Source organism: Gammaproteobacteria bacterium, assembly GCA_029862005.1.
In the GTDB taxonomy this organism is placed as follows: Bacteria; Pseudomonadota; Gammaproteobacteria.
The window spans coordinates 1-19,846 of record JAOTYD010000033.1 but is presented as its reverse complement, the minus strand read 5'-3'; the positions used below and the strand labels follow the sequence as shown (position 1 = coordinate 19,846).

Sequence of the window (19,846 nt, the reverse complement as noted above, 5' to 3'; positions counted from 1 at the left end):
AAGTCCATTACCAGGCCAGGTTTTCGGCTGCAACACGAGCCTTATAGCGATGTCCAAGCAACGCGACTTCCAGCTTGCTTTCAGTCGCAGAGTATTCCGGCCTAAGGTAAGCCATCGCCAGGTTTTTCTGCACTCTGAAACCCCAGGCTGCCGAGGTGATGGTGCCAACCACCTCGTTACCGCAGTAAACCGATTCCCCCGCCTGGCATGGCGCCGTATCGCATTCAATCTCGAGCACTAACCGATTGCGGCGGTTGCCAGCTTCAATCTGAGTCTTCAGGCCTTCCTTACCGGGAAACGATTTCTCCAGGTTAACAAAGCGTTCCAGTCCGGCCTCGAAGGGATTGTACTCGTCAATCAAGTCAGCCTTCCAATGCCCATAGCCCTTCTCGAGGCGCATCGATTCCAGTGCATACATACCGAATCCGCCCAGACCCAACGATGCCCCGAGTTGCTGCAACAGATCGTAAGCACCGATTAAATGCTGATTCGGGACGTGTAATTCGTAAGCCAGTTCGCCGCAAACACTGACCGACATCACGACTACTTCGAAGTGACCGAGCAGACATTGACGCACACTCATTGGCGGAAAGGCTGCCTTGCTCCAGTCCATGCGCGGGCTGACCGCTTCGATTAACTCGCGCGATCTGGGGCCGGCTATCACAAGGGTCGTATGCTCGTTAGTTAACGATTCGATTCTAATCGCACTATCCGGCGGCAATCGTTCGTGCAACCAGTCCCAATCGTGCAATTCAGCAGCTGCAGCAGATCCATACCAGAGATGATCTTTTTCGACTAGGGCAAGCGTCGCTTCGGCCAACAGGTTGCCGCTGCGGTTTAGAAAGTACGCCAGGCCTACCCTACCCGGTTGCGTCGGTACCCTGGAACAGGTCAGGCTATCGATCCAGTCGCGCGCACCGGGCCCGCTTATCGCGTAACGATTAAACCCGGACAGCTCCAGGATGCCGACACCGCGACACAGGGACTCGATTTCCCGTTCGACGATCGCATGCCAGTTATTAAATCGATAGCCATGTTGTTCGACGATTTCCGCTGTTGGTTTGAAAAAAGAAACTCGCTCCCAGCCGTTAACCACGCCGAACTGGGCACCCTGTTGCTGTAAAACCGGGTATAACGGGGTAGTCCTGAGCGGTCTTCCAGCGGGACGGTGTTCTTGCGGCAAGTGCCACTGAAACTCGTGCTGGTAATCCTCGATCGCTTTCAGGGCCGTGTATTCCAGGGTCGAACAGTGATTGATACGACGCGGGTCCAACTGCCAGCAATCCCAGTCAGTTTCGCCATGCACCATCATTTGCGCCAGCATCTTGCCGTAACCGCCGCCCTCGCCGATTCCGACCCTCAAACCGTTGATAGACCAGGTATTGCGCATGCCCGGTGTTTTACCGACCAGAGGTCCTGCATCGGCAGTATAGGTAATGGGGCCATTTATAATCGATTGAATCCCTACTTTCTGCAAACAGGGTAAGCGCTGGAAAATATGCACCAGCCTCGGCAAACATCGATCGAGATCATCCGGGCACAGGGCATTGGCGAAATCCGGATCGATCCCCTCCATGCCAAAAGTCTTGCAGTCATGCTCGTAAACACCGATGAGTAAACCCTGCTTTTCCTGGCGCAGGTAAAACCGGTCGCGCGGGCAGCGCACCATGGCGACTCGTTGCTCGGGCGGCATCAGTTCATTGATGGGCTCAGTAACGAAATACATATGCTCCATCGATACAATCGGGTACTCGACGCCCATCAGCGCACCGACTTCATTGGCGCGGTACCCAGCGGCGTTGACGATGTGCTCGCAGCAAATATCCCCTTTCCGGGTATGCACGATCCATTCGTGGTTTTGCTGCTGGGTCAGGCCGACAACGGGATTGTGCCGATAGATTTCGGCACCGGCCTTGCGCGAGCGTCGTGCCAGTGCCTGGCACAGCTGCGCCGGATCGATGTCGCCATCGCGCGGATCGTAAAGTGCGGCCAGCAGGTCATGGGTTTCGAGCAGGGGATTCTTCTCCAGTGCCTGTTCGGGGCTGATTAACTCGAGTTCGACGCCCATACCTTCCGCCACCGAAATAATATGATGGCAGGCGTCGAGCTGCTGCTGGTCGGTTATGAGGCGCAGACCACCAACCGCGTAGTGATAATTGATCGGGTATTCCGGATCCTCGGCAAGCGCCTTATACAAATCGATAGTGTAACTACGCAACCCGATAAGCAGCTGGTTAAAGGCAAGGTTTGGGCACTGTGCAGCCGAATGCCAGGTGGTTCCTGAGGTCAGTTCGTCGCGCTCGACCAGAACCACGTCGTTCCAGCCTTCCTGGGTCAGATGGTATAGCGCCGAACAGCCGCCGATGCCTCCACCAATCACGACGACGCGGGCCTGCGATTTCACCTACTTTTAACCAAGACCTGGATCAAACCTGCTTGCCCGCGGCTTTCAGTCTTCTGCTGGCCAGAAACTGCTGATGCGATTCCGGTGTGCCATCGTTGAAGGAACCCAGCCACTTGTCCCAGGGGATTTCGAGGCCGCCGTAGTTACATTCGAAAAACCGGTGATGCATCTGGTGGTGAAAGGTGCCCAGTGCGAGACGTTTCTTGCCGTCGATGACGATGCCTTCGTAACCCGTATGCGTGGTTGCGGCGGATAACGTGAAATACTGCAGGTGAAAAATGATCAGCAGCGGGTTGGCCGGCACCACCCAGTGAATCAACACCGAACCCAGGTAGATCAGGTGTTCGAGCGGGTGCATCGACAGCCCCGACCAGGGTCCGACATTGGTATTGCGGTGGTGCAGGAAATGCACCCGGCGATACAGCGGCGGCCAGTGCAACAACCGGTGAATCAGGAAAAAGTAAAACGTCTCCCAGATCGGCACCAGGAAGATCAGCAACAGGAGCCACGGGGCATCTTCGGGCCACAGCAGCGCCGGCGCGTAACCGTTAGCGAGGCCCCACATCATTAATACCTCGAATGCGGTCCACACGGTTACACCGCTTGCGCAGCTCCAGAACATGTTATCGAGAACCTGGTTATTAAAGGTAAAAACGCGACTGTTGCGTGCCAACGGCCTGGCATCGAAATGGCGATCATCGCCCTGCTTTTTATACACGTAAAAGTAAAGATGCAGCCCCCCGGCGACGAAGAACATCAACGCTAGATTGCGTAAGAAGATTTGCGCGATCCAGTCGAACTGGAATACCTGGCAGCGCACCAGTGCCGGATGAAAAAAGAACCAGGACAGCACCGATAGAAACAGGATAATCACTCGCTCCGACAGGGGAAACCAGCCCCTGACAAACCACCTTAAGATCGCCCGGGTGTCCAAAGGCGTTCTGAACAGCGGTGACACCAATACCGGTACCTCTGGTATGTAATTCCACTGCTTTTTACCGGTCTGTGAGCTGGTTTCGGCCATGCTGATTCTGAACCTCTGACAGGGTTGCCGCAATCTGTACCCGCAGAGCGTCTCTATCCGTTATGAATTTGCAGTCTGCCGCAAGAATTGGTCATCTTTCAAGGATATAATGTCGCGAATCAGTATATCTTGGTGGGTTAGTAATGTTATTTTTCCGGAAGCGTGGGTGGAGCGCCTCGACTTCGCCCGTTTGTATCACTGTATCTACGGGAGAAATATCGTGTCCAGCGCAATTCTGAGTCGAGATGAATTTTCTCAAATCAAGGGTCGCTATGACGAAACCGCACTGCGCTCGCACTCAATCAATACCCGTTGTTACGTCGACCCAAAGTTTCTGCAAATTGAGCGCGAACAGATTTTTCATCGCAGCTGGCAATTCCTGTGCCACGAGGAAAAACTGCGCGAACCGGGCGGTTATGTCACTTCAAGCATCGAAGGACAGCCCATCATCGCCCTGCTCAACCGCAATGGCGAGCTCAGGGCCTACTACAACGTCTGTAAACATCGCGGTCACGAGCTGTTGTCCGGGGAGGGCCAGACCAAACGCATTACCTGTCCTTACCATGCCTGGACCTACGATCTCGACGGTACACTCGTTACCGCACCGCGCTCCGAGCACCTCGAGAACTTCAATCAAAAAGAAATCTGTCTGGAACCGGTGCGGATTGAAATCTTCTGCCACCTGGTTTTTGTCAATCTCGATACCGAGGCGACCGCACTATCCACCCAGTCCGGCGACCTGGCCAACGAGATCATGCACTATGCGCCCGATCTCGCGAGTCTTACCTTCGCAACACGCCTAAGTTATCGAATCAAGGCAAACTGGAAAGCCGTAGTCGACAACTTTCTCGAGTGCTATCACTGTCCGGTTGCGCACAAGGGTTTCAGTTCGATGATCGACATGGACACCTACCAGGTTAAAACGCACGGTATTTACTCCAGCCACATGGCAAAAGCCAGGCTCGGTGAAAACAGCGCTTACAACATCGCGGATGCGACTGTAACCGATCACGCAGTCTGGTTCTTATGGCCGAATATGACACTGATGCGCTATCCGGGACGCGGCAACTTCATGGTATGGCGCTTTTACCCGATCAACGAGCAGGAAACCTGGGAGGAATTTGATTTCTTCTTTGAAACCGCTGAACCCAATGAGACTGAAAAAGAAGCGCTCCGGTTTATCGACGAAGTGCTGCAACCGGAGGACATCGGCCTGGTCGAGAGCGTGCAACGGGGTATGAACACGCCGGCCTTCAATTCCGGAAGATACATGGTCGATATCGAGGGCAGCGGTGCCAGCGAACATGCGGTCCATCATTTTCATGGACTGATTCTCGAGGCCTACAAACGCTCCAGCGAGGTTGCCGCATGAGCCAGGCGCTCGTGGACAAAACCGCATTCGTTACCGGCGGAACCGGGGGTATCGGCAGCGCGATTTGTGAGCGCTTTGCGCGCGAGGGCGCGCAGGTCATCGCGGCTGATCTGTCGCAACCGGGGACGCTACCCGAACAGGTAGAATTTATAACCTTCGATGTCACCGACGAAAAACTTTGCCGGTCTACTTTTGCCGAACTTGCCGGGCGATGGGACAAGCTCGATATCCTCGTCAACGCGGTCGGCATCGAGATCGAAAAGACAATCGAAGATACGACGCTCGAAGAATGGAACCGCATCTTTGCGATTAACGTGACCGGCATGTTCCTGACCTCCAAGTTCGCGCTGCCGTTGCTGCGCAAGTCGGCGGGGGCGAGCGTGATTAACTTTGGGTCCTACGATGGCTACATTGCTGATCCCGGGCTCGCGGCATACTGCGCCACCAAGGGCGCGGTGCATGCATTGACGCGCGCGATGGCCTGCGACCACGGGCCCGAGGGAATTCGCGTCAACGCGATCTGCCCGGGCTATGTCGATACCCCGATGCTGCAGAGTTTTTTCGGTGAATCGGGCGATATCGAATCACTCAAAAAGGCGGTCCGTGAGGTTCACCCGATCCGTACCTACGGCACACCCGAAGATATCGCCAACCTGGTTAACTGGCTTGCTTCCGACGAGGCCCGTTATGCCTCGGGCCAGCTCTGGGTGATCGATGGTGGTCTGAGCGCACAAGTGCAGCAGATGAGCCTGTGAAACGCCTGACGAACAAGACCGCGCTGATCACCGGAGGCAGTCAGGGAATCGGTCGCGCTATCGTCGATAAGTTCATTATCGAAGGCGCCCGCGTCATGACCTGCGGACGGGGCGAACGACCGCAGGATTTACCTGAAGAAGCCTTATGGCAGACAACCAATGTCGCCGACAGATCCGAGGTCGATAACCTCGTCGATGCCTTGGTAGCCGAGTTTGGCGAGCTCTCGGTGCTGGTCAACAACGCTGGCATCCAGATCGAGAAGACCATCGTCGAAACAACCGATCAAGATTACGAGACGCTGATGGGGGTCAATGCCAGGGGCGTCTTCCTCACCTGTCGCGCCTGCATCCCGATCATGGCCAGTGGTGGTTCGATTATCAATATCGGTTCGATCTCGGCATCGACAGCGGATCCCGGGCTTGCTCTTTACAATGCTTCCAAGGCTTTTGTGCAGGGTCTGACGCGCTCAATCGCAGTCGACCATGGCCCCGATATTCGCTGCAATGCGATCAGCCCCGGCTGGATTATGACCGGCATGGCCGACGCCGCGTTTGCGGTCGCCGGGGATCCCGCCGCTGCAAGACGCGATGCGCTGACGCGGCACCCAGCAGGACGTTTCGGTGAGCCCGCAGATATCGCCAACCTGGCGACATGGCTAGCCTCCGACGAGGCCAGTTTCGCAACCGGACAGTGTTATACCCTCGATGGCGGCTTGACCGCGGCTTCTCCACTAAATCCCGGATTATTATAGATTTCTCACCTTATGTGACTGATTGCACTATATATAGTGAATTCAGCAACTAAGCTTAATTTTCCTACCAGGCAAACCAGGTAAAGCTATCGAATGTCAATCGATGTCGATGAAATCGCGTTAATGCTCTCGGGCGTCAAGATCCTGCAGGATCTCGATGTCGAAATCATTCGCGATATTGCGCGGCACACGCAAATCGAGAAATTCGATAAAAACGCCAAAGTAATCGAGGCCGGCCAGACGGGTAGCCGAATTTACTTTATCTGCGAAGGCGAGGTCGAGGTCCAGATCCCGGATATTAACGGTGAAGTCAAAAGCCGAATCATGCTTAAGAAAGGTGAAGTGGTCGGCGAAATTTCGTTGCTAGTCAACTCGACCTATTCGGCCGACATTGTTGCACGAGCAAAGACCTCCACCTTTTATCTGGATAAACATCACTTCAGGGAATTGATCGAAAAACACCCGGATTTTGCCGAAGTCATGTCACAGTTAATGGCCAGTCGCATGGCACACATCGGCGGCATTAACCGGGTTGGCAAGTATGACTTACGAAATAAGCTCGGCGAGGGCTCCATGGCGACGGTGTTCAACGCCTGGGAACAGGAACTTGAACGCGAGGTCGCGATCAAGATGCTGAAGTACAAGCTGGCCTACGACGATAAGTTTCTCGATCGCTTCGAACAGGAAGCCAAAATTATTGCCAGTTTGAACCACCCAAATATCGTCCATGTGTTCGAAGTCATCGACGCATTTTCCACCCGTTTCATCGTCATGGAAAAACTGCACGGACAGGATCTTTCGGCGACCCTGGCTGATAAGGGCGCGTTTAATCTCACGCAAACACGTGAAATCCTGTACCAGGTCGCCAACGCCTTGCAGTACGCACATAACCACGGCGAAAAAGGCATCGTCCATCGCGACATCAAACCGTCAAACATCGTCATTGATGCATACGGTAATATCAAGCTTACCGATTTTGGCATTGCCGGCCCCCCGCAAGACAAAGAAGTCAATATCGAAGGCTCACCGTCCTACCTGGCGCCAGAAATCATTAACGGTGATATGGTCGATGGGCGCGCAGATATTTACGCGCTCGGCGTTATGGCGTTTCATATGTTGACCAACAGCCTGCCCTTCAGTGCATCAACGCTGGCCAAATTGTTAAAAATGCAGGTCAATCAGAAACCGCCTGATATTCGTAATGCCTGTCCGGAAATTGATGAACCGCTCGCTGAATTCATCGACAGCGCACTGTCCAAGGTTCCTGATGATCGCATTTCGGACTGGGACGAAATTCGCAATATTCTAAAACCCTCGAGCAAGTTCAACTTGATGCTTGATCCTGACGAACTCGCCGTAACCATTCGGTTTCGTGACACTGGCTATCAGCAATCAGGCAACTTCATCAACGCCATGCAAAAGCTGCTGCAGGAGGAAAACATCAACCATCAGATCGAGATGCATCGCGGTAGCCACGACAACGAGTAACCCGTCATCCCCGTACTTCCCGAAGTCATCCCCGCACTTTCCGAAGTCATCCCTGCGCCCCATACTGTCATACTCACACCCCAAGCTGTCATCCTAACGTCCCAAAACTGTCATCCCGCGGCTCGACCGCGGGATCCACAACCACCGAAAAACCAGTTTCGCTACTGAATACCGCGGTTGGACCGCGGTATGATGTCCACTTATTGTTTCAGACTACTCGAGACCGCATTTTTTCAAGCCGTCGAGATAGGGATCCAATCCTCCAACGTGCTTGGTCGGCAGGTTTTTTTCAAGATAACCGATCGACAGGTCGGGTTTCGCAGCCAATGCCAGCGCCAGGGACTGTTTTGCGTCGTCTACCCTTCCGAGATTAGCCAGCGCCGAAGCCTTGACAGCATGTGACCAGTAGCCGGTCGCATTTGGAATCTGCAGGGTACGATTGGCCCATTCCAGTGCCGTTTCGTATTCTTGACTAAGGATGTAGGTGAGCGCATGCACAATCGTGAATGCCCACATCATCGGATCGCGAGGGCTCATCGTGACAGCCTGTTTGGTCGTGAGCTTGGACTCCTCGAGTTCACCCGCAAGCGACAGGGCAAAGCCAAGACCATGATAAGCCTGCGCAAAACAGGGATTCAGTTCGATGGATTTTCGCAACGCCGCAATTGACGAGTCATGATCGCCCAGCATCATGTGAATGCGGCCGATCGCAAAGTACGAAATCGCGTCCCTGTCATCACATTGCAGCGCCTTTCTCGCAGATTCCAAGCCTTCCTGTAAATATGCGTCCGGGTCTTCCGCAATGCCCAGGATCACGAACTGGTAGCAACAATAGGCATAGTAGGCATAGGCCGGGGCAAATTTAGGGTCTGCTGCGGAAGATTGTTTAAACAACTCCAGTGCGGTATGAATATTTTCTTCCTCGAAGGTCCACATATGCCACAGGGCTCGCTGATAAAGCTCCCAGGCGTCGAGATTATCGGGCGACTTGCTAACTGCACGCTCACGCTCGAACGCGTTCAACTCTGGCTCGAGCGCCGAGGCAATAATCCGCACCATTTCATCCTGCAGGTCGAAGATGTCCTCCATCTCACGGTCGTAGCGTTCGGCCCAGACGTGGTGTCCGGTTTCGGCATCAATGAGCTGCGCGGTTACGCGCACCCGGTTACCTGCCTTGCGCACGCTGCCCTCGAGCACAAAACGAACGCCGAGTTCACGGGCAACCTCGCGTACGTCAATTGCAGAACCCTTGTAGGAGAACGTGCTTTCGCGCGAGATAACCTTGAACGAACGGATCTTGGACAAGGCGGTGATCAAATCCTCGGTGATGCCGTCACCGATAAAGTCCTGATCGGGATCGTTACTCATGTTCGTCAGTGCCAATACTGCAATCGAGGGCTTCTCCGAACTGCGTTTTGCGGGATTGCCTGAACTTACACTTGAATCCTGTGTTGGTACCCACCGATAGACATGGACTGGCCGATTGATATTTTTAAACTGTTCCTCACCGCCATCGGTAAAATCCTCCTCAAGCTTGCCAAGAACCTGTTCGTGTACGGAACTAGAAATACAGATTCCGCCTTCGGGCGCCGCCGCTTCGAGCCGGGCCGCGAGATTGACACCGTCGCCAAACACTTCACCCCTGTCTTCGATCACATCGCCGATATTAATGCCAATACGAATCTGGACTTTCTTATCGTCGGCGACCTGTTGATTTTTCCGGGTCATCTCGCGCTGGATATCGATAGCCGTATTGACGGCACTGACCGCGCTGGAAAATTCGGCCAGTATCGCATCGCCGGAATAGCGCAACACCTTGCCACCTGCATCCGATATCTGCTGACTGGTATAATCCAGCACCTCCATCACCTGGCGGTGGGTGCCCTCCTCATCGCCACCAGTCAGACGCGAATAACCGGCAACATCGGTATATAGAATCGCGGTAAGCTTGCGATTGAGTGGTTCAGATGGCATCGACTTCCCTGAAAAAAACTGCTCTGTTAATCTCGAAAATCAGTATAAAGAGCAGTTAATCGAAGTCCAGTCAAAATGGTTAATGCCGGCGGCATGTTTCGAGTAAAATTGGCGGTAAATTCATTATCAATCCTGGAACCATAATTAACGAATCGGACCACCCCATACGTCAAAAAATAGCCGGGAGTCTTATTCTGTTAATGGTCGTTATCACGATTATGACGGGATTGAATTTTCTTGATCCCGGAACCAATCCTCTACACATCGCCGGAGTTGCCGCCTGGTCAGCAGCATTGTTGTTGTTTGTTGATACTTCGCGTGTGCTGAAAGTCCAGGTTTCGCTCATATTACTGATCGGCATTGCCATGATCGTATACGCCCGTCGGTATTCGGTTGTTGTCGATACGAATGCATTGATCAGCGCGAATACAGGCCTGATGACGATGATCGCGGCGGTTGGTTTCCTGCGCCTGGTGGTCATACCTGAAACCGAGCAGGACGAGACTTTACCGATCGGCAAAAAGGCCTTTCTGCAAACGATTCTGGGGCTCAGCATCTCGAGCTCGATCATCAACATTTCGGCACCGATCCTGATTTCCGATCGTATCCATCGCAGGCGCCCGCTTGACCGCTTCAGCAGCCAGACCTTTACCCGGATCTTCTGTGGTGTATCCAGCTGGTCACCCTTTTTCGCCGCCATGGCCGTAGTATTGACCTATGTCAGCGATGCAAGCCTGTTGTGGATCATCGTGGCCGGATTTCCGTTCATGGCGATTGGCTTTATCGGCGTTTATCTCGAAGCCCGCATCCGCTATCCCGACGAGGTGGGAGCCTTTGTTGGGTACCCGACCCACCTTAGTGCACTCAAGGTTCCGGCAATCCTGATTATCACCGTGGTGCTGATGTCGCAACTGCTGCCAATAACCCCGATCCTGGTGCTGATTGCCATCAGTGCGCTACTGGTGACCTGCTCGGTACTCATCCTGCGCCTTGGAATAGCTGCTTCGATCGACCGACTTAAAACTCATGTGCTCAATGGCCTACCCCGAATCGTCAACGAATTGTGCCTGTTTCTCGCGGCGGGTGTGCTCGCCGGGGGCATCTCGGCACTCATTGTGCACGGGGTTTTTGAAAACCCCTTCGACCAGTTTGATGCCATTACCGCTGCTGAAGTACTGGCCATCATGTTGCTGTGCGCGTTCTGCGGGATTCACCCGATTATCATGATATCGAGCTTCGCGCCGATGATTATGACGCTGAACCCGGACCCCAACCTGCTCGCGGCGACCTTTCTGTTCGCCTGGCATCTCGGCACCTGCTCAAATCCCCTGTCCGGCACCACCCTGGTGTTTCAGGGTCGCTACGGCATTCCAAGCTGGAAACTCGCCTTCTGGAACTGGCCTTATGCGATTGGGATGCTGGTCGTCGGTGCGATCTGGTTGCAAATCGTTGCGCAAGCTTTTCCGTGACCTCATCCGACTATCAGTACTGAAGGATCCGGGCAATTCCGTTTAAAGAAATCGAGATCGGCGGGACGCACGACTCCGGGATAGTCGCCGTGATAGTCCTGCATATCCTGGATCAGTTGAAAATGCAGGTGCGGGGTCCAGTTGCCATTCACCGGTCGCGGCCCAATTTCGGTAATCTTTTCACCACTGGCAAAAGCTTTGCCGTCGTAGAGTCCTTCGAGCGATGCTTCCGCCAGGTGGCCGTAAAGGCTATGAAATTCAAAGTCATCAAGCCGATGCCGCAGGATAATGACCGGGCCGTAATCACCGCTCACCTGGCGGTTGGCAAAACTGTGCACTTCACCGGCGAGCGGGGCATAGATCAGTGTTCCCGCAGGCATGAAAACATCGACTCCGATGTGGATACAGCGTTCCTCGTCTCCCCGGAATAGTTCGGTATTTCGGTAGATGGCGCGGTTTTCCAGGTAACCGCCAACGCCGGCGATAGCGCCTGCATCGTCGATCCTTTGGAATACCGCCCTGTCGATTTCGGCTTCGGACAAACCTTCGAAGGCATTGGTGGCTGATGACAGTTCCATGTACACGGTGTTTTCAGCGGATAGCACCGGTTCAAACATGGGTGCAAACCTGTCGCGGTTGTCTTTTATGAAATCAGCAAAGCTCATCGATGATCCTCGTCATTCCGGTAGTCTGATCATTCCCGCGTAAGTGGCGGTCCGACGTATCGGGACGACGCTTAGCCGACGGGGATGACACAACGGTTTCAGCTCCAGGCGAAATAAGGCTGCTCGTAGTGCACCACGCGGGTCGTTTTCCCCAGCAACGCAACTTCGCGAAACTGGTAGGCGATTGCGGCACTGGGTGCGGCAAACCATTCGTCACCCAGCGGCATTTTAAGCACTGGATGCTCGCTTTCAGCTATCGAATCCAGTATCGGAGCGTCTTCGCGCAACAGTTCAGCGAGCGGGATACGATGAATCTCCGCAACTTCACCGGGATTAGGTTCCAAATCAAGACCAGTCCCTCCCCAGACCACGACCGGGGTAATAATAAATCCCGAACGAGTCGCGTAATCATCCAGGCGACCCAGTACATTACTCGCATCCAGCCTCAGTCCGACCTCCTCCTCGAGCTCGCGCAACGCGGCATGCTCGACGGTCTCGCCCGGGTCCAGCCTGCCACCGGGATAGGCACGCTGTCCCGCATGACTGGATAGCTTCGCCGCACGGGTCGTCAGGATGAAAGCAGCCTGTTCGTATTGATCGGCCAGATATGGGATATTGGCAATGTTGGCCGGTTGGCTGCAATCGACCAGGGTAAAGGCGACGGCCGCATGTTTACGGTCAGAGCGATCGATCTCGGCAACGTCATGCCGACTTAGATTGAGCGAAATCAGGTCGCGCAGGGATTGATCGAATTTAAAGGTCGAACGCATGGAACTAGTGTCTGGATTATTGTCTTCGAAACTGGTCTGCAAATATGCCACAAATGCATCAATTTAACCCATTTGGGTGATGTTTTACGTGCAAAATCAGGGGATACTTGCCCGCGTTAAGTAACAAAATCGCTTAATTATTGAGAATAATGTTTCATTATTCACCACTAATTAGAGATTTTTGGTTTGGTTAAGACCTCGGGTCTGGCGTTTGTTCGCTAAATTGTCGACAGACACGGACCTTAGTAGAGAATGCTCAGGATGAGCAACTCTCAGTGACTTACAATTTAATCGCGCAATATTTGCGGGCCTCTTCGGAGGCCTTTTTTTTGCAGTAAATTTATATCTCGGGCATCGTAATGGGTGGCTGCTGCAAACCGGTCAGCAATTCCTTGAGCTCGAGTATGTACTCCGACCAGTAACGCTCGGTGTTAAACCATGGAAAAGCGAGCGGAAAGGCCGGATCATCCCAGCGTCGCGCCAACCAGGCGCTGAAATAGAGCACGCGCATCGCGCGCAACGGCTCAATCAGCTTGAGTTCGCGCAGGTCAAATGGCTGAAACATTTCATAACCTTCGATGATCTCCAGCAACTGGCGCTGCTGGTTGGCAATATCCCCGGATAACAGCATCCACAGATCCTGGACTGCCGGCCCGGTAATGGCGTCGTCGAAATCCACGAAATGCGGGCAGTCATCGCGCCACAACACGTTACCACTGTGGCAGTCACCGTGCAGCGAGATTTGCCGATACGGATCAACGTCCGGCCGGCGTGCCTCGATGGCTGCCAGGATCTCGCCTGTAATCGCGCGATACGCGTCCTCCAGGTCGGACGGGATAAATCCTGCATCGAGCAAATAGTTCACATTTTCGCCGGCCCGATCTACCGACATCCTGATGCGGTGCTGAAAAGGAAATGCCTGCCCGACTGCATGAATACGGCCGATGAAACGACCAAGCAGGTGCAAATGATCAAGATTATCGAGTTCCGGGGCACGACCACCCTGGCGCGAATAGATCGAGAACCAGAAGTCATCATAATGCCCCAGCGTTGGATACTCTGCATCGGCATTAATCACCAACGGTGGCACCACCGGGATCTCGTGATCGAACAGAAAACGGGTATAGCGATGCTCTTCGTCGATCTGCGGCATGGACCAGCGATTCGGTCGGTAGAACTTGACGATGACGGGATCGTCGTCTTCAACGCCCACCTGGTAAACGCGATTCTCGTAACTGTTTAAAGCCAGTATGCGGGCGTCGCTCAATCGACCGGTAGATTCAACCGCGGCAATAACGTGGTCAGGTGTTAACCGGGTATAGGGGTGACTCGAGTCAGCTTCAGCAGGCTCTGAATGATCTATAAAATTTCCAGCGGATCCCATTCAAATGCCCCTAAATCAGCGTATCGGATCTGGCCGTATTGATCGACCAGGCAACTCGAAGGATAAACAGTGACCTTCCAGGCGTTCGACACTATACCCTCGTCGCCCGGCAAAAGCGGCAACTGAATTTATAATCGATCATTAAATTTCGCGAAACGCTCCGGATCCGGTTTCGCGAGGAAGCCCTCCGATCCTACTCCAGTTGATCGAGCCAGTCCGCAACCGCGTCTAGCAATGCATCACCCTGATCGGTGAAATAGTGATTCGCCCCCGGCAGCACGACCTGTCGCGAGCTTGCATGTCCAGCCTTGTCCATCATCGCCTTGCGTCCGGGTGCCAACCGGATCACCGCCGGGTATTCATCGGCACCGTATAAATCCAGGATCGGTACGTGCATCCAGTCGAGCGGAAAAGGCTGATGCATGGGTTGCTTGTAATCGGTCGCACCCATCCCGAGACCGATGAAGGCATCGATAGACCGGTCGTTTTTGGTTCTGATCCAGTCCATTGCCATGTGCACACCGCAGCTGTGAGCCAGCAAAACTATTTTCCGGTGTCCGCTATCGCGTAAATACCGGATACCCGCCTCAATTCGGGGATGTGCATGGTGAAAGATCGGAACGTAATCGTAGTACTTGGCGTCTTTTTCAAGCACCGGCATCTGCAACGACAGCGTACTATAGCCATGTTCGACGAGACCCACGCGCAACGGATTTATTGTGTCCGCCCAATCCGGATGGAACCCGCGTCCATGCAGAATCACGACGGCGGTGCCGATTTCGTCGGCCTCGGTATAAATACTTAAAAATTTGCGCTCACCCGCCACAAGCCAAACGGGATCGCCATCCAGAATAACGTCGACGATTTCGTCTGCCAACCGTGATTCGCGTGCAAAATCGGGCCCTGACGCCAGCGCCTGTCCTGCAAAAAACAGCAATACGAGGATGAGATGCTTTACCATCGCGTTAGCGCTCATGTTCCATCAATACCGGTTTTTCGCGTTTTTCCAGCAACTGTTCCTCGGCGGACAACTGGTTTTCGGCAAACATGACTTTGAAAATAAATTCATCCTCGGATTGCTCGGCACGAAGTTTCTTGGCCTCGGTTTTGGCGGCACGGAATTTATCAAAAATTTCCAGCAGCTCCAGATCCTTCACCAGGCCGAGGCTGTCGCGGGCACTTATTTTAAAAAGATAATATGGCATTTCTCAAATTTGGATTTGGCTAATCAACAACGATCAGCTCGTACCCTAGTTCCTGGTAAAGATGGACCTGGCCGGGGCCGGTAGGCGCCACGTTAACATAATCCGGAAAATCTTCTGCGCTAACGCCATACCATCCTGCATGGGTTTCACAGACGTGCACCGGCACATCGTCGGCCACCAGCGACTGCACCTGTTGATGAATTTCGGCGTGCTCGCCCTGGTATTGCGTTTGCAACGCGAACTCTTCCCTGCCGTGAGAAACAACGGCAAATTCAGTATCAGGAAACCGGGCACGGACTCTCTCGATTGCGGCCCGCACCCGGGGTAGTAAATCCTCGAGCGCATTTTCGTCTGCCTCGACAATTTCAAATACGATCCCGTGCGGTGGTTCCGATTGAGCCAGCAGTTTATCGACGGCGTCGCTTGCCAACACGAAACCAGGGCAGGCCATAAGCGTCAGAAGCGCAATAAAATATCGCCTTTGGCTAAATCCCGGCTTTAGTAAGTTCATCATGCCTGAGCTTCTCCCGCGCCTGGTCAATGCGGCCGTCGATGAAACCACCGTAAAAGTCTTCGGACCATATGCCAACCAGTTTTTCGCTTAATTCCTTGCCCTCGGCATTCAGAAACAGCAGGGTTGGTGTCAGCGAAACCTCGTAGCGTGAGGCGAATTCAGCGGTACTTAGCGAACGCCCATCGAAATCGACCAGGGTTTCAAAACTGTCCAGGGATACCGAGCGGATCAAAATTTTTGCATCGTATTCTGCATTGCGCTGCATCGGCACCAGGAAAAGGTCTTCCAGCTTACGGCAATAGCCGCAGTATTCGCTCGAAAACTCGAGCACCAGTACTAGATTATTATCCCTGGCCAAGCGTGCTTCATCACGCAAGTCCGTAACCTGGATCATGGCGACCGAGTCAGCAGTCGCCGGGCCTACGAAAATAATCGCGGGCAACAACATGACGGGCAGCAATTTTATTAGCATGGCAGGCAGTCAAGAAAATTCGATTTCCGCGTCCCGGTGCAAATCGATATAGTATAAGATTAAACAGGCCGCGTTAGCTTGACGGTTTGGCCGTGCTCAAGCCGAGATTTGACCAGTTTTGCATACCGCCCCGGTACCACTTGATTTTGTGCGCCGGGTAGCCGAACTTGAGCAGATTCTTGATATTGTTCGGGGACTGCCCGCACCACATGCCGTTGCAAAACATGACCAGGGTTTTTGCATCAGTGTAATCCCACAGGCCTTCAAGCGATTTGGCGCCAAACCGGTCTTCCAGGATTTCGCCAATCGAAATCGGATCGGCCCCTTTCGCTGGATTCAGAGAAGTCCAGGGTATATTGACCGCGCCCGGGATAGTGCCCTTTTGTACCCAGTCAGGTGTGCGCGAATCAACAACCAGTACGCTGTTATCACCTTCACTCATTCTAACGAGGTAATCGATAATCTCCTGCTCACCCAGGGTTTCCACGCCTGGTGCCAACACAATTGGCTGGATGCAAAACGGCGGGCAAGGACGCGAAGTCTTGGCAAAGGCAGGATTGACTTTGGCCTTGTTGTTCTGGTCCCGCATGATCGTCACCGTCTTACCACCGTGTTTGACGGAAGCTTTCATCATCTCGGGTGTAATGCCGACGGGTTTATCGGCGGCAACTGTACTGCCGACCCAGATCAGGCTGGTAGCCAGCATCATCGTTGTTAACAGCTTCGATTTCATCTTGATCCTCCTGGGATTTTATTAAAGATTCGGATAGTCATGACTCCCATCCTAATCACAGTCAGGTTCTTCTTCGCCTTCTGCCTGTTCTTTATTTTCGCCTGCCTGGCTGTCGTCACTGCTGGCCGTTGTCCAGTAGCAATACTGCATCGATTCCACGGTAGACCGGAACTCTTGTATGGGTGACCAGGCATAGGCCGTAGAATGCACGATCGTCTGGAAGGCGAAGAAAATTAACGTTACCAAAAGCTTCATTTTCCTGTCTCTCCGCGCGATAATTTCAACAATGCAAGCAAATCAAAAAAGGCCGGGATAGCCTATATCTATCATTGGGTATGGTTCCCGGGAGGCCTATCCATATAGTGTTTATTACAATTTTGAATAGATAGAATTAATGCGCTAAATCATAACGCCTGTCAACGAATGCCATAGATATGGTGTTGACTCGAAAAGAGAAATTTCAAATATTTCAATGATATACCGCAAGCTAACAACGTTACCCCGATTAAACCATAAATTATTCGTGCTGGTGTTCATGCTGATGTTTCCCTGGAACGCAAGCCTCGGCAGTGAAGTCAAACCCGGTAAATATTACGGCGCTATACCCTCCGAGAAACCGGACTGGTTTAAAGAAAGCTTCCTCGAATTCGAAGATGACGTCGCAGAAGCCGCAGCCGCGGGCCGTCGCGTGATGCTTTATTTCCACCAGGAAGGCTGCCCCTATTGCGCGCTACTGGTTAAAGAAAACTTTACCGACCCCGAGCTCAAGGCCCACATTATCAAGCACTTCGATGGTATCTCGCTCAACATGTGGGGAGACCGCGAGGTGGTCAGCGTTGGCGGTCAGGACTTCACCGAGAAAACCTTTGCCGCGGCCCTTAAGGTCCAATATACCCCGACCCTGGTATTCCTGGACGAAAATGGCAAGGTTGCATTACGCCTCAATGGCTATTACCCGCCGGCTGATTTTCGTGCTGCGCTTGACTACGTCTCGCAAAAACTAGAGCGTAAACTGAGCTTTTCACAGTATCGCCTCGATCGGCTAGGAGCGACCAGCGGTAAGCTGATCAATGAAGACTTTTTCCTGGCGCAAACGGATCTCGCCAAAACCATCTCGAATTCAGACAGGCCACTCGCAGTATACTTTGAATCGCCCGACTGCGAGGGATGCGTGACCATGCACGAGCGAATCCTGGCCGACAAGGCGACCCGCAGACTGGTGTTGAAGGCCAATAACGTGCAGTTCAACGTCGCGTCTGAACAAATGGTGACCACACCGGATGGCAGGCAGACCAGCGTCAGGCAATGGGCCCGGGACCTCGGCATTAACTACACCCCTTCCCTGGTCTTCTTTGATCAACAGGGCAAGGAAGTCATGCGCATCGGCGCGTTCATGAAAACCTTTCATTTTCAATCAGTTTACGCCTACGTGCTGGAAAAGGCGTATCTCGAAGAACCCGAGTTCCAGCGCTATATTTCGGCGCGAGCTGAACATATTCGTGAAGCCGGATTCGATACCGACATCTGGGGTTACGATTCATTTCATGATTAAATACAGTCAAACGAGAGGAGAAATATTATGAAACATTCATTGAAAACCCTGCTGCTCATCGCTTCAGTCGCGGCATTCAGCACTGCATCAGTAAGCGCCGGCGACATGAGTGCCGAAGCGGCAATCGCCGCGGCCAAGGAAGCCCAGAAGCAGGCCAGTTCAGTCGGCGGAGAATGGCGCGATACCGGCAAGATGATCAAGAAAGCGGAAAAGCTGTTGAAGGAAGGCAAAGCCAAGGAAGCCGCAAAACTGGCCCAGGAAGCAGAAGCCCAGGGTATGCTGGGTTACATGCAGGCTACTTCGCAAACCAAGGATAATCTCCACATTTAAATCTGCCCGCAGCAAGCGACCGGACACGCGCTTCGCGGTCCGGTCGTCTTTTTTAATCTACGATTCGGCTATCTGCCAGCCCTGTTCAGTTTTGTGCAGGGTGATCTTGTCGGTTTTATGGATTCGGTCACCGGTTTCGAACTGGCCGAAATTTGACTGAATTGCGGTCAGGATAAACTTCGAGCCGAACATTCCGTATTGAGGTCCTGTCGGATCCTTGCGGATCTCCCGCACCACGTCGGTAAAGCTTTTCTGAAACACCAGGTCGTATTCAACGTCGACGATATAAATATTGTCGCTTTGCTTGAATCCGTTGGTCTTGGCGAAATTTTCCATGATAAACAGGTCATCGAGACCATCGGTCAACAGGCTATCGCGCACCATGGTTTCGATTTCGCGGTTATCTGGCACAACACCGTAGCAAGCGACCACAAGGGTGGCGAGCAGTAGCAAGATTACTTTTTTCATGATCATTTAATCTTTAAAACTTACTGGGACTCAGCAGTACCGGATTCAGCAGTACCGGGATTGGCCTGCCCCATCTTTGACATCATTTCTTGCCACTGCTGGTAGAATTTTTCGTATTGCTCCGGATCCATGATTGCCTGAGGGCCAGGCATCGCACCTGGCATTTGCGGCATCATCCCCATCGGTGGCATTCCCCCGGGCATCTGCGGCATCATGCCCATCGGCGGCATTCCCCCGGGCATCTGCGGCATCATCCCCATCGGTGGCATTCCCCCGGGCATCTGCGGCATCATCCCCATCGGCGGCATTCCCCCGGGCATCTGCGGCATCATCCCCATCGGTGGCATTCCCATTCCTGGCATTCCTGGCATTCCCGGCATTCCCGACATCCCTGGCATCCCTGGCATTCCCATTCCTGGCATTCCCGGCATTCCCGACATCCCTGGCATCCCTGGCATTCCCATTCCTGGCATTCCCGGCATTCCCGGCATTCCCGACATCCCTGGCATCCCTGG

The 19,846-nt window shown here is 53.4% G+C and carries 21 protein-coding genes; 7 read left to right on the top strand and 14 right to left on the bottom strand.

Going from position 1 to position 19,846, the window contains the following annotated elements; all coding sequences use genetic code 11:
* Nucleotides 1–7 precede the first annotated feature (7 nt).
* Entirely contained in the window at nt 8–2,404 is a 2,397-nt protein-coding gene (locus tag OES20_15825; protein MDH3636168.1) for an FAD-dependent oxidoreductase, read from the bottom strand.
* 22 nt (nt 2,405–2,426) lie between these two features.
* A complete protein-coding gene (locus tag OES20_15820; protein MDH3636167.1) occupies nt 2,427–3,428 on the bottom strand; it encodes a sterol desaturase family protein in 1,002 nt (333 codons plus the stop codon).
* Nucleotides 3,429–3,648: 220 nt separating this feature from the next.
* On the opposite strand from OES20_15820, the gene OES20_15815 reads away from it, so the two are divergent.
* From OES20_15815 to OES20_15800, 4 genes are all read left to right on the top strand, one after another.
* Nucleotides 3,649–4,800: a ring-hydroxylating oxygenase subunit alpha gene (locus OES20_15815; GenBank protein ID MDH3636166.1), complete on the top strand. Its 1,152-nt coding sequence runs from the start codon at nt 3,649–3,651 to the stop codon at nt 4,798–4,800.
* Nucleotides 4,797–5,555 (top strand): SDR family oxidoreductase, encoded by a 759-nt coding sequence (locus OES20_15810; GenBank protein ID MDH3636165.1) that lies wholly within the window; start codon nt 4,797–4,799, stop codon nt 5,553–5,555. The genes OES20_15815 and OES20_15810 overlap by 4 nt, the downstream gene beginning before the upstream one ends.
* On the top strand, nt 5,552–6,307 hold the full coding sequence (locus tag OES20_15805; protein MDH3636164.1) for an SDR family oxidoreductase: 756 nt from the start codon (nt 5,552–5,554) through the stop codon (nt 6,305–6,307). Before OES20_15810 ends, OES20_15805 begins: the two co-directional genes overlap by 4 nt.
* Nucleotides 6,308–6,400: 93 nt before the next feature.
* Complete coding sequence (locus OES20_15800) at nt 6,401–7,795, top strand: protein kinase (protein ID MDH3636163.1); 1,395 nt, start codon at nt 6,401–6,403, stop codon at nt 7,793–7,795.
* A gap of 213 nt (nt 7,796–8,008) precedes the next feature.
* Here OES20_15800 and OES20_15795 read toward each other — a convergent pair whose 3' ends face one another.
* Nucleotides 8,009–9,769, bottom strand: a complete 1,761-nt coding sequence (locus OES20_15795; protein MDH3636162.1) for an adenylate/guanylate cyclase domain-containing protein — start codon at nt 9,767–9,769, stop codon at nt 8,009–8,011.
* A gap of 200 nt (nt 9,770–9,969) precedes the next feature.
* Between OES20_15795 and OES20_15790 the strand changes: the two genes are divergently transcribed.
* Nucleotides 9,970–11,238, top strand: a complete 1,269-nt coding sequence (locus tag OES20_15790; protein MDH3636161.1) for a hypothetical protein — start codon at nt 9,970–9,972, stop codon at nt 11,236–11,238.
* A gap of 2 nt (nt 11,239–11,240) precedes the next feature.
* Here OES20_15790 and OES20_15785 read toward each other — a convergent pair whose 3' ends face one another.
* The 9 genes from OES20_15785 to OES20_15745 form a co-directional block, all read right to left on the bottom strand.
* Nucleotides 11,241–11,903 (bottom strand): peptidoglycan DD-metalloendopeptidase family protein, encoded by a 663-nt coding sequence (locus OES20_15785; protein ID MDH3636160.1) that lies wholly within the window; start codon nt 11,901–11,903, stop codon nt 11,241–11,243.
* Between the two features lie 98 nt (nt 11,904–12,001).
* A complete protein-coding gene (locus OES20_15780; GenBank protein ID MDH3636159.1) occupies nt 12,002–12,673 on the bottom strand; it encodes a CoA pyrophosphatase in 672 nt (223 codons plus the stop codon).
* A gap of 340 nt (nt 12,674–13,013) precedes the next feature.
* Nucleotides 13,014–14,057 (bottom strand): serine/threonine protein kinase, encoded by a 1,044-nt coding sequence (locus tag OES20_15775; GenBank protein ID MDH3636158.1) that lies wholly within the window; start codon nt 14,055–14,057, stop codon nt 13,014–13,016.
* A gap of 193 nt (nt 14,058–14,250) precedes the next feature.
* Nucleotides 14,251–15,033, bottom strand: coding sequence for an alpha/beta hydrolase family protein (locus OES20_15770; GenBank protein MDH3636157.1), 783 nt, complete (start codon nt 15,031–15,033; stop codon nt 14,251–14,253).
* Nucleotides 15,023–15,262, bottom strand: a complete 240-nt coding sequence (locus OES20_15765) for a hypothetical protein (protein ID MDH3636156.1) — start codon at nt 15,260–15,262, stop codon at nt 15,023–15,025. Before OES20_15765 ends, OES20_15770 begins: the two co-directional genes overlap by 11 nt.
* A 19-nt stretch (nt 15,263–15,281) precedes the next feature.
* Nucleotides 15,282–15,776, bottom strand: a complete 495-nt coding sequence (locus OES20_15760) for a DsrE family protein (protein ID MDH3636155.1) — start codon at nt 15,774–15,776, stop codon at nt 15,282–15,284.
* A complete protein-coding gene (locus OES20_15755; protein ID MDH3636154.1) occupies nt 15,748–16,248 on the bottom strand; it encodes a thioredoxin fold domain-containing protein in 501 nt (166 codons plus the stop codon). Before OES20_15755 ends, OES20_15760 begins: the two co-directional genes overlap by 29 nt.
* A 73-nt stretch (nt 16,249–16,321) precedes the next feature.
* Nucleotides 16,322–16,981 (bottom strand): rhodanese-like domain-containing protein, encoded by a 660-nt coding sequence (locus OES20_15750; protein MDH3636153.1) that lies wholly within the window; start codon nt 16,979–16,981, stop codon nt 16,322–16,324.
* A 51-nt stretch (nt 16,982–17,032) separates the two neighbouring features.
* The gene (locus tag OES20_15745) at nt 17,033–17,236 is read right to left on the bottom strand and encodes a hypothetical protein (GenBank protein MDH3636152.1); all 204 of its coding nucleotides are present in this window, start codon (nt 17,234–17,236) and stop codon (nt 17,033–17,035) included.
* Nucleotides 17,237–17,522: 286 nt separating this feature from the next.
* Here OES20_15745 and OES20_15740 point away from each other — a divergent pair, with 286 nt between their 5' ends.
* Both OES20_15740 and OES20_15735 read left to right on the top strand, forming a co-directional pair.
* Nucleotides 17,523–18,533 (top strand): thioredoxin fold domain-containing protein, encoded by a 1,011-nt coding sequence (locus OES20_15740; GenBank protein ID MDH3636151.1) that lies wholly within the window; start codon nt 17,523–17,525, stop codon nt 18,531–18,533.
* 27 nt (nt 18,534–18,560) lie between these two features.
* Nucleotides 18,561–18,863, top strand: a complete 303-nt coding sequence (locus tag OES20_15735; GenBank protein ID MDH3636150.1) for a SoxXA-binding protein — start codon at nt 18,561–18,563, stop codon at nt 18,861–18,863.
* 57 nt (nt 18,864–18,920) lie between these two features.
* Here OES20_15735 and OES20_15730 read toward each other — a convergent pair whose 3' ends face one another.
* Nucleotides 18,921–19,331 carry a hypothetical protein gene (locus OES20_15730; protein MDH3636149.1) on the bottom strand — a complete coding sequence of 137 codons (411 nt, stop codon included), beginning with the start codon at nt 19,329–19,331 and terminating at the stop codon, nt 18,921–18,923.
* 20 nt (nt 19,332–19,351) lie between these two features.
* The coding region (locus OES20_15725; GenBank protein ID MDH3636148.1) for a hypothetical protein at nt 19,352–19,846 on the bottom strand (495 nt) is incomplete at its 5' end.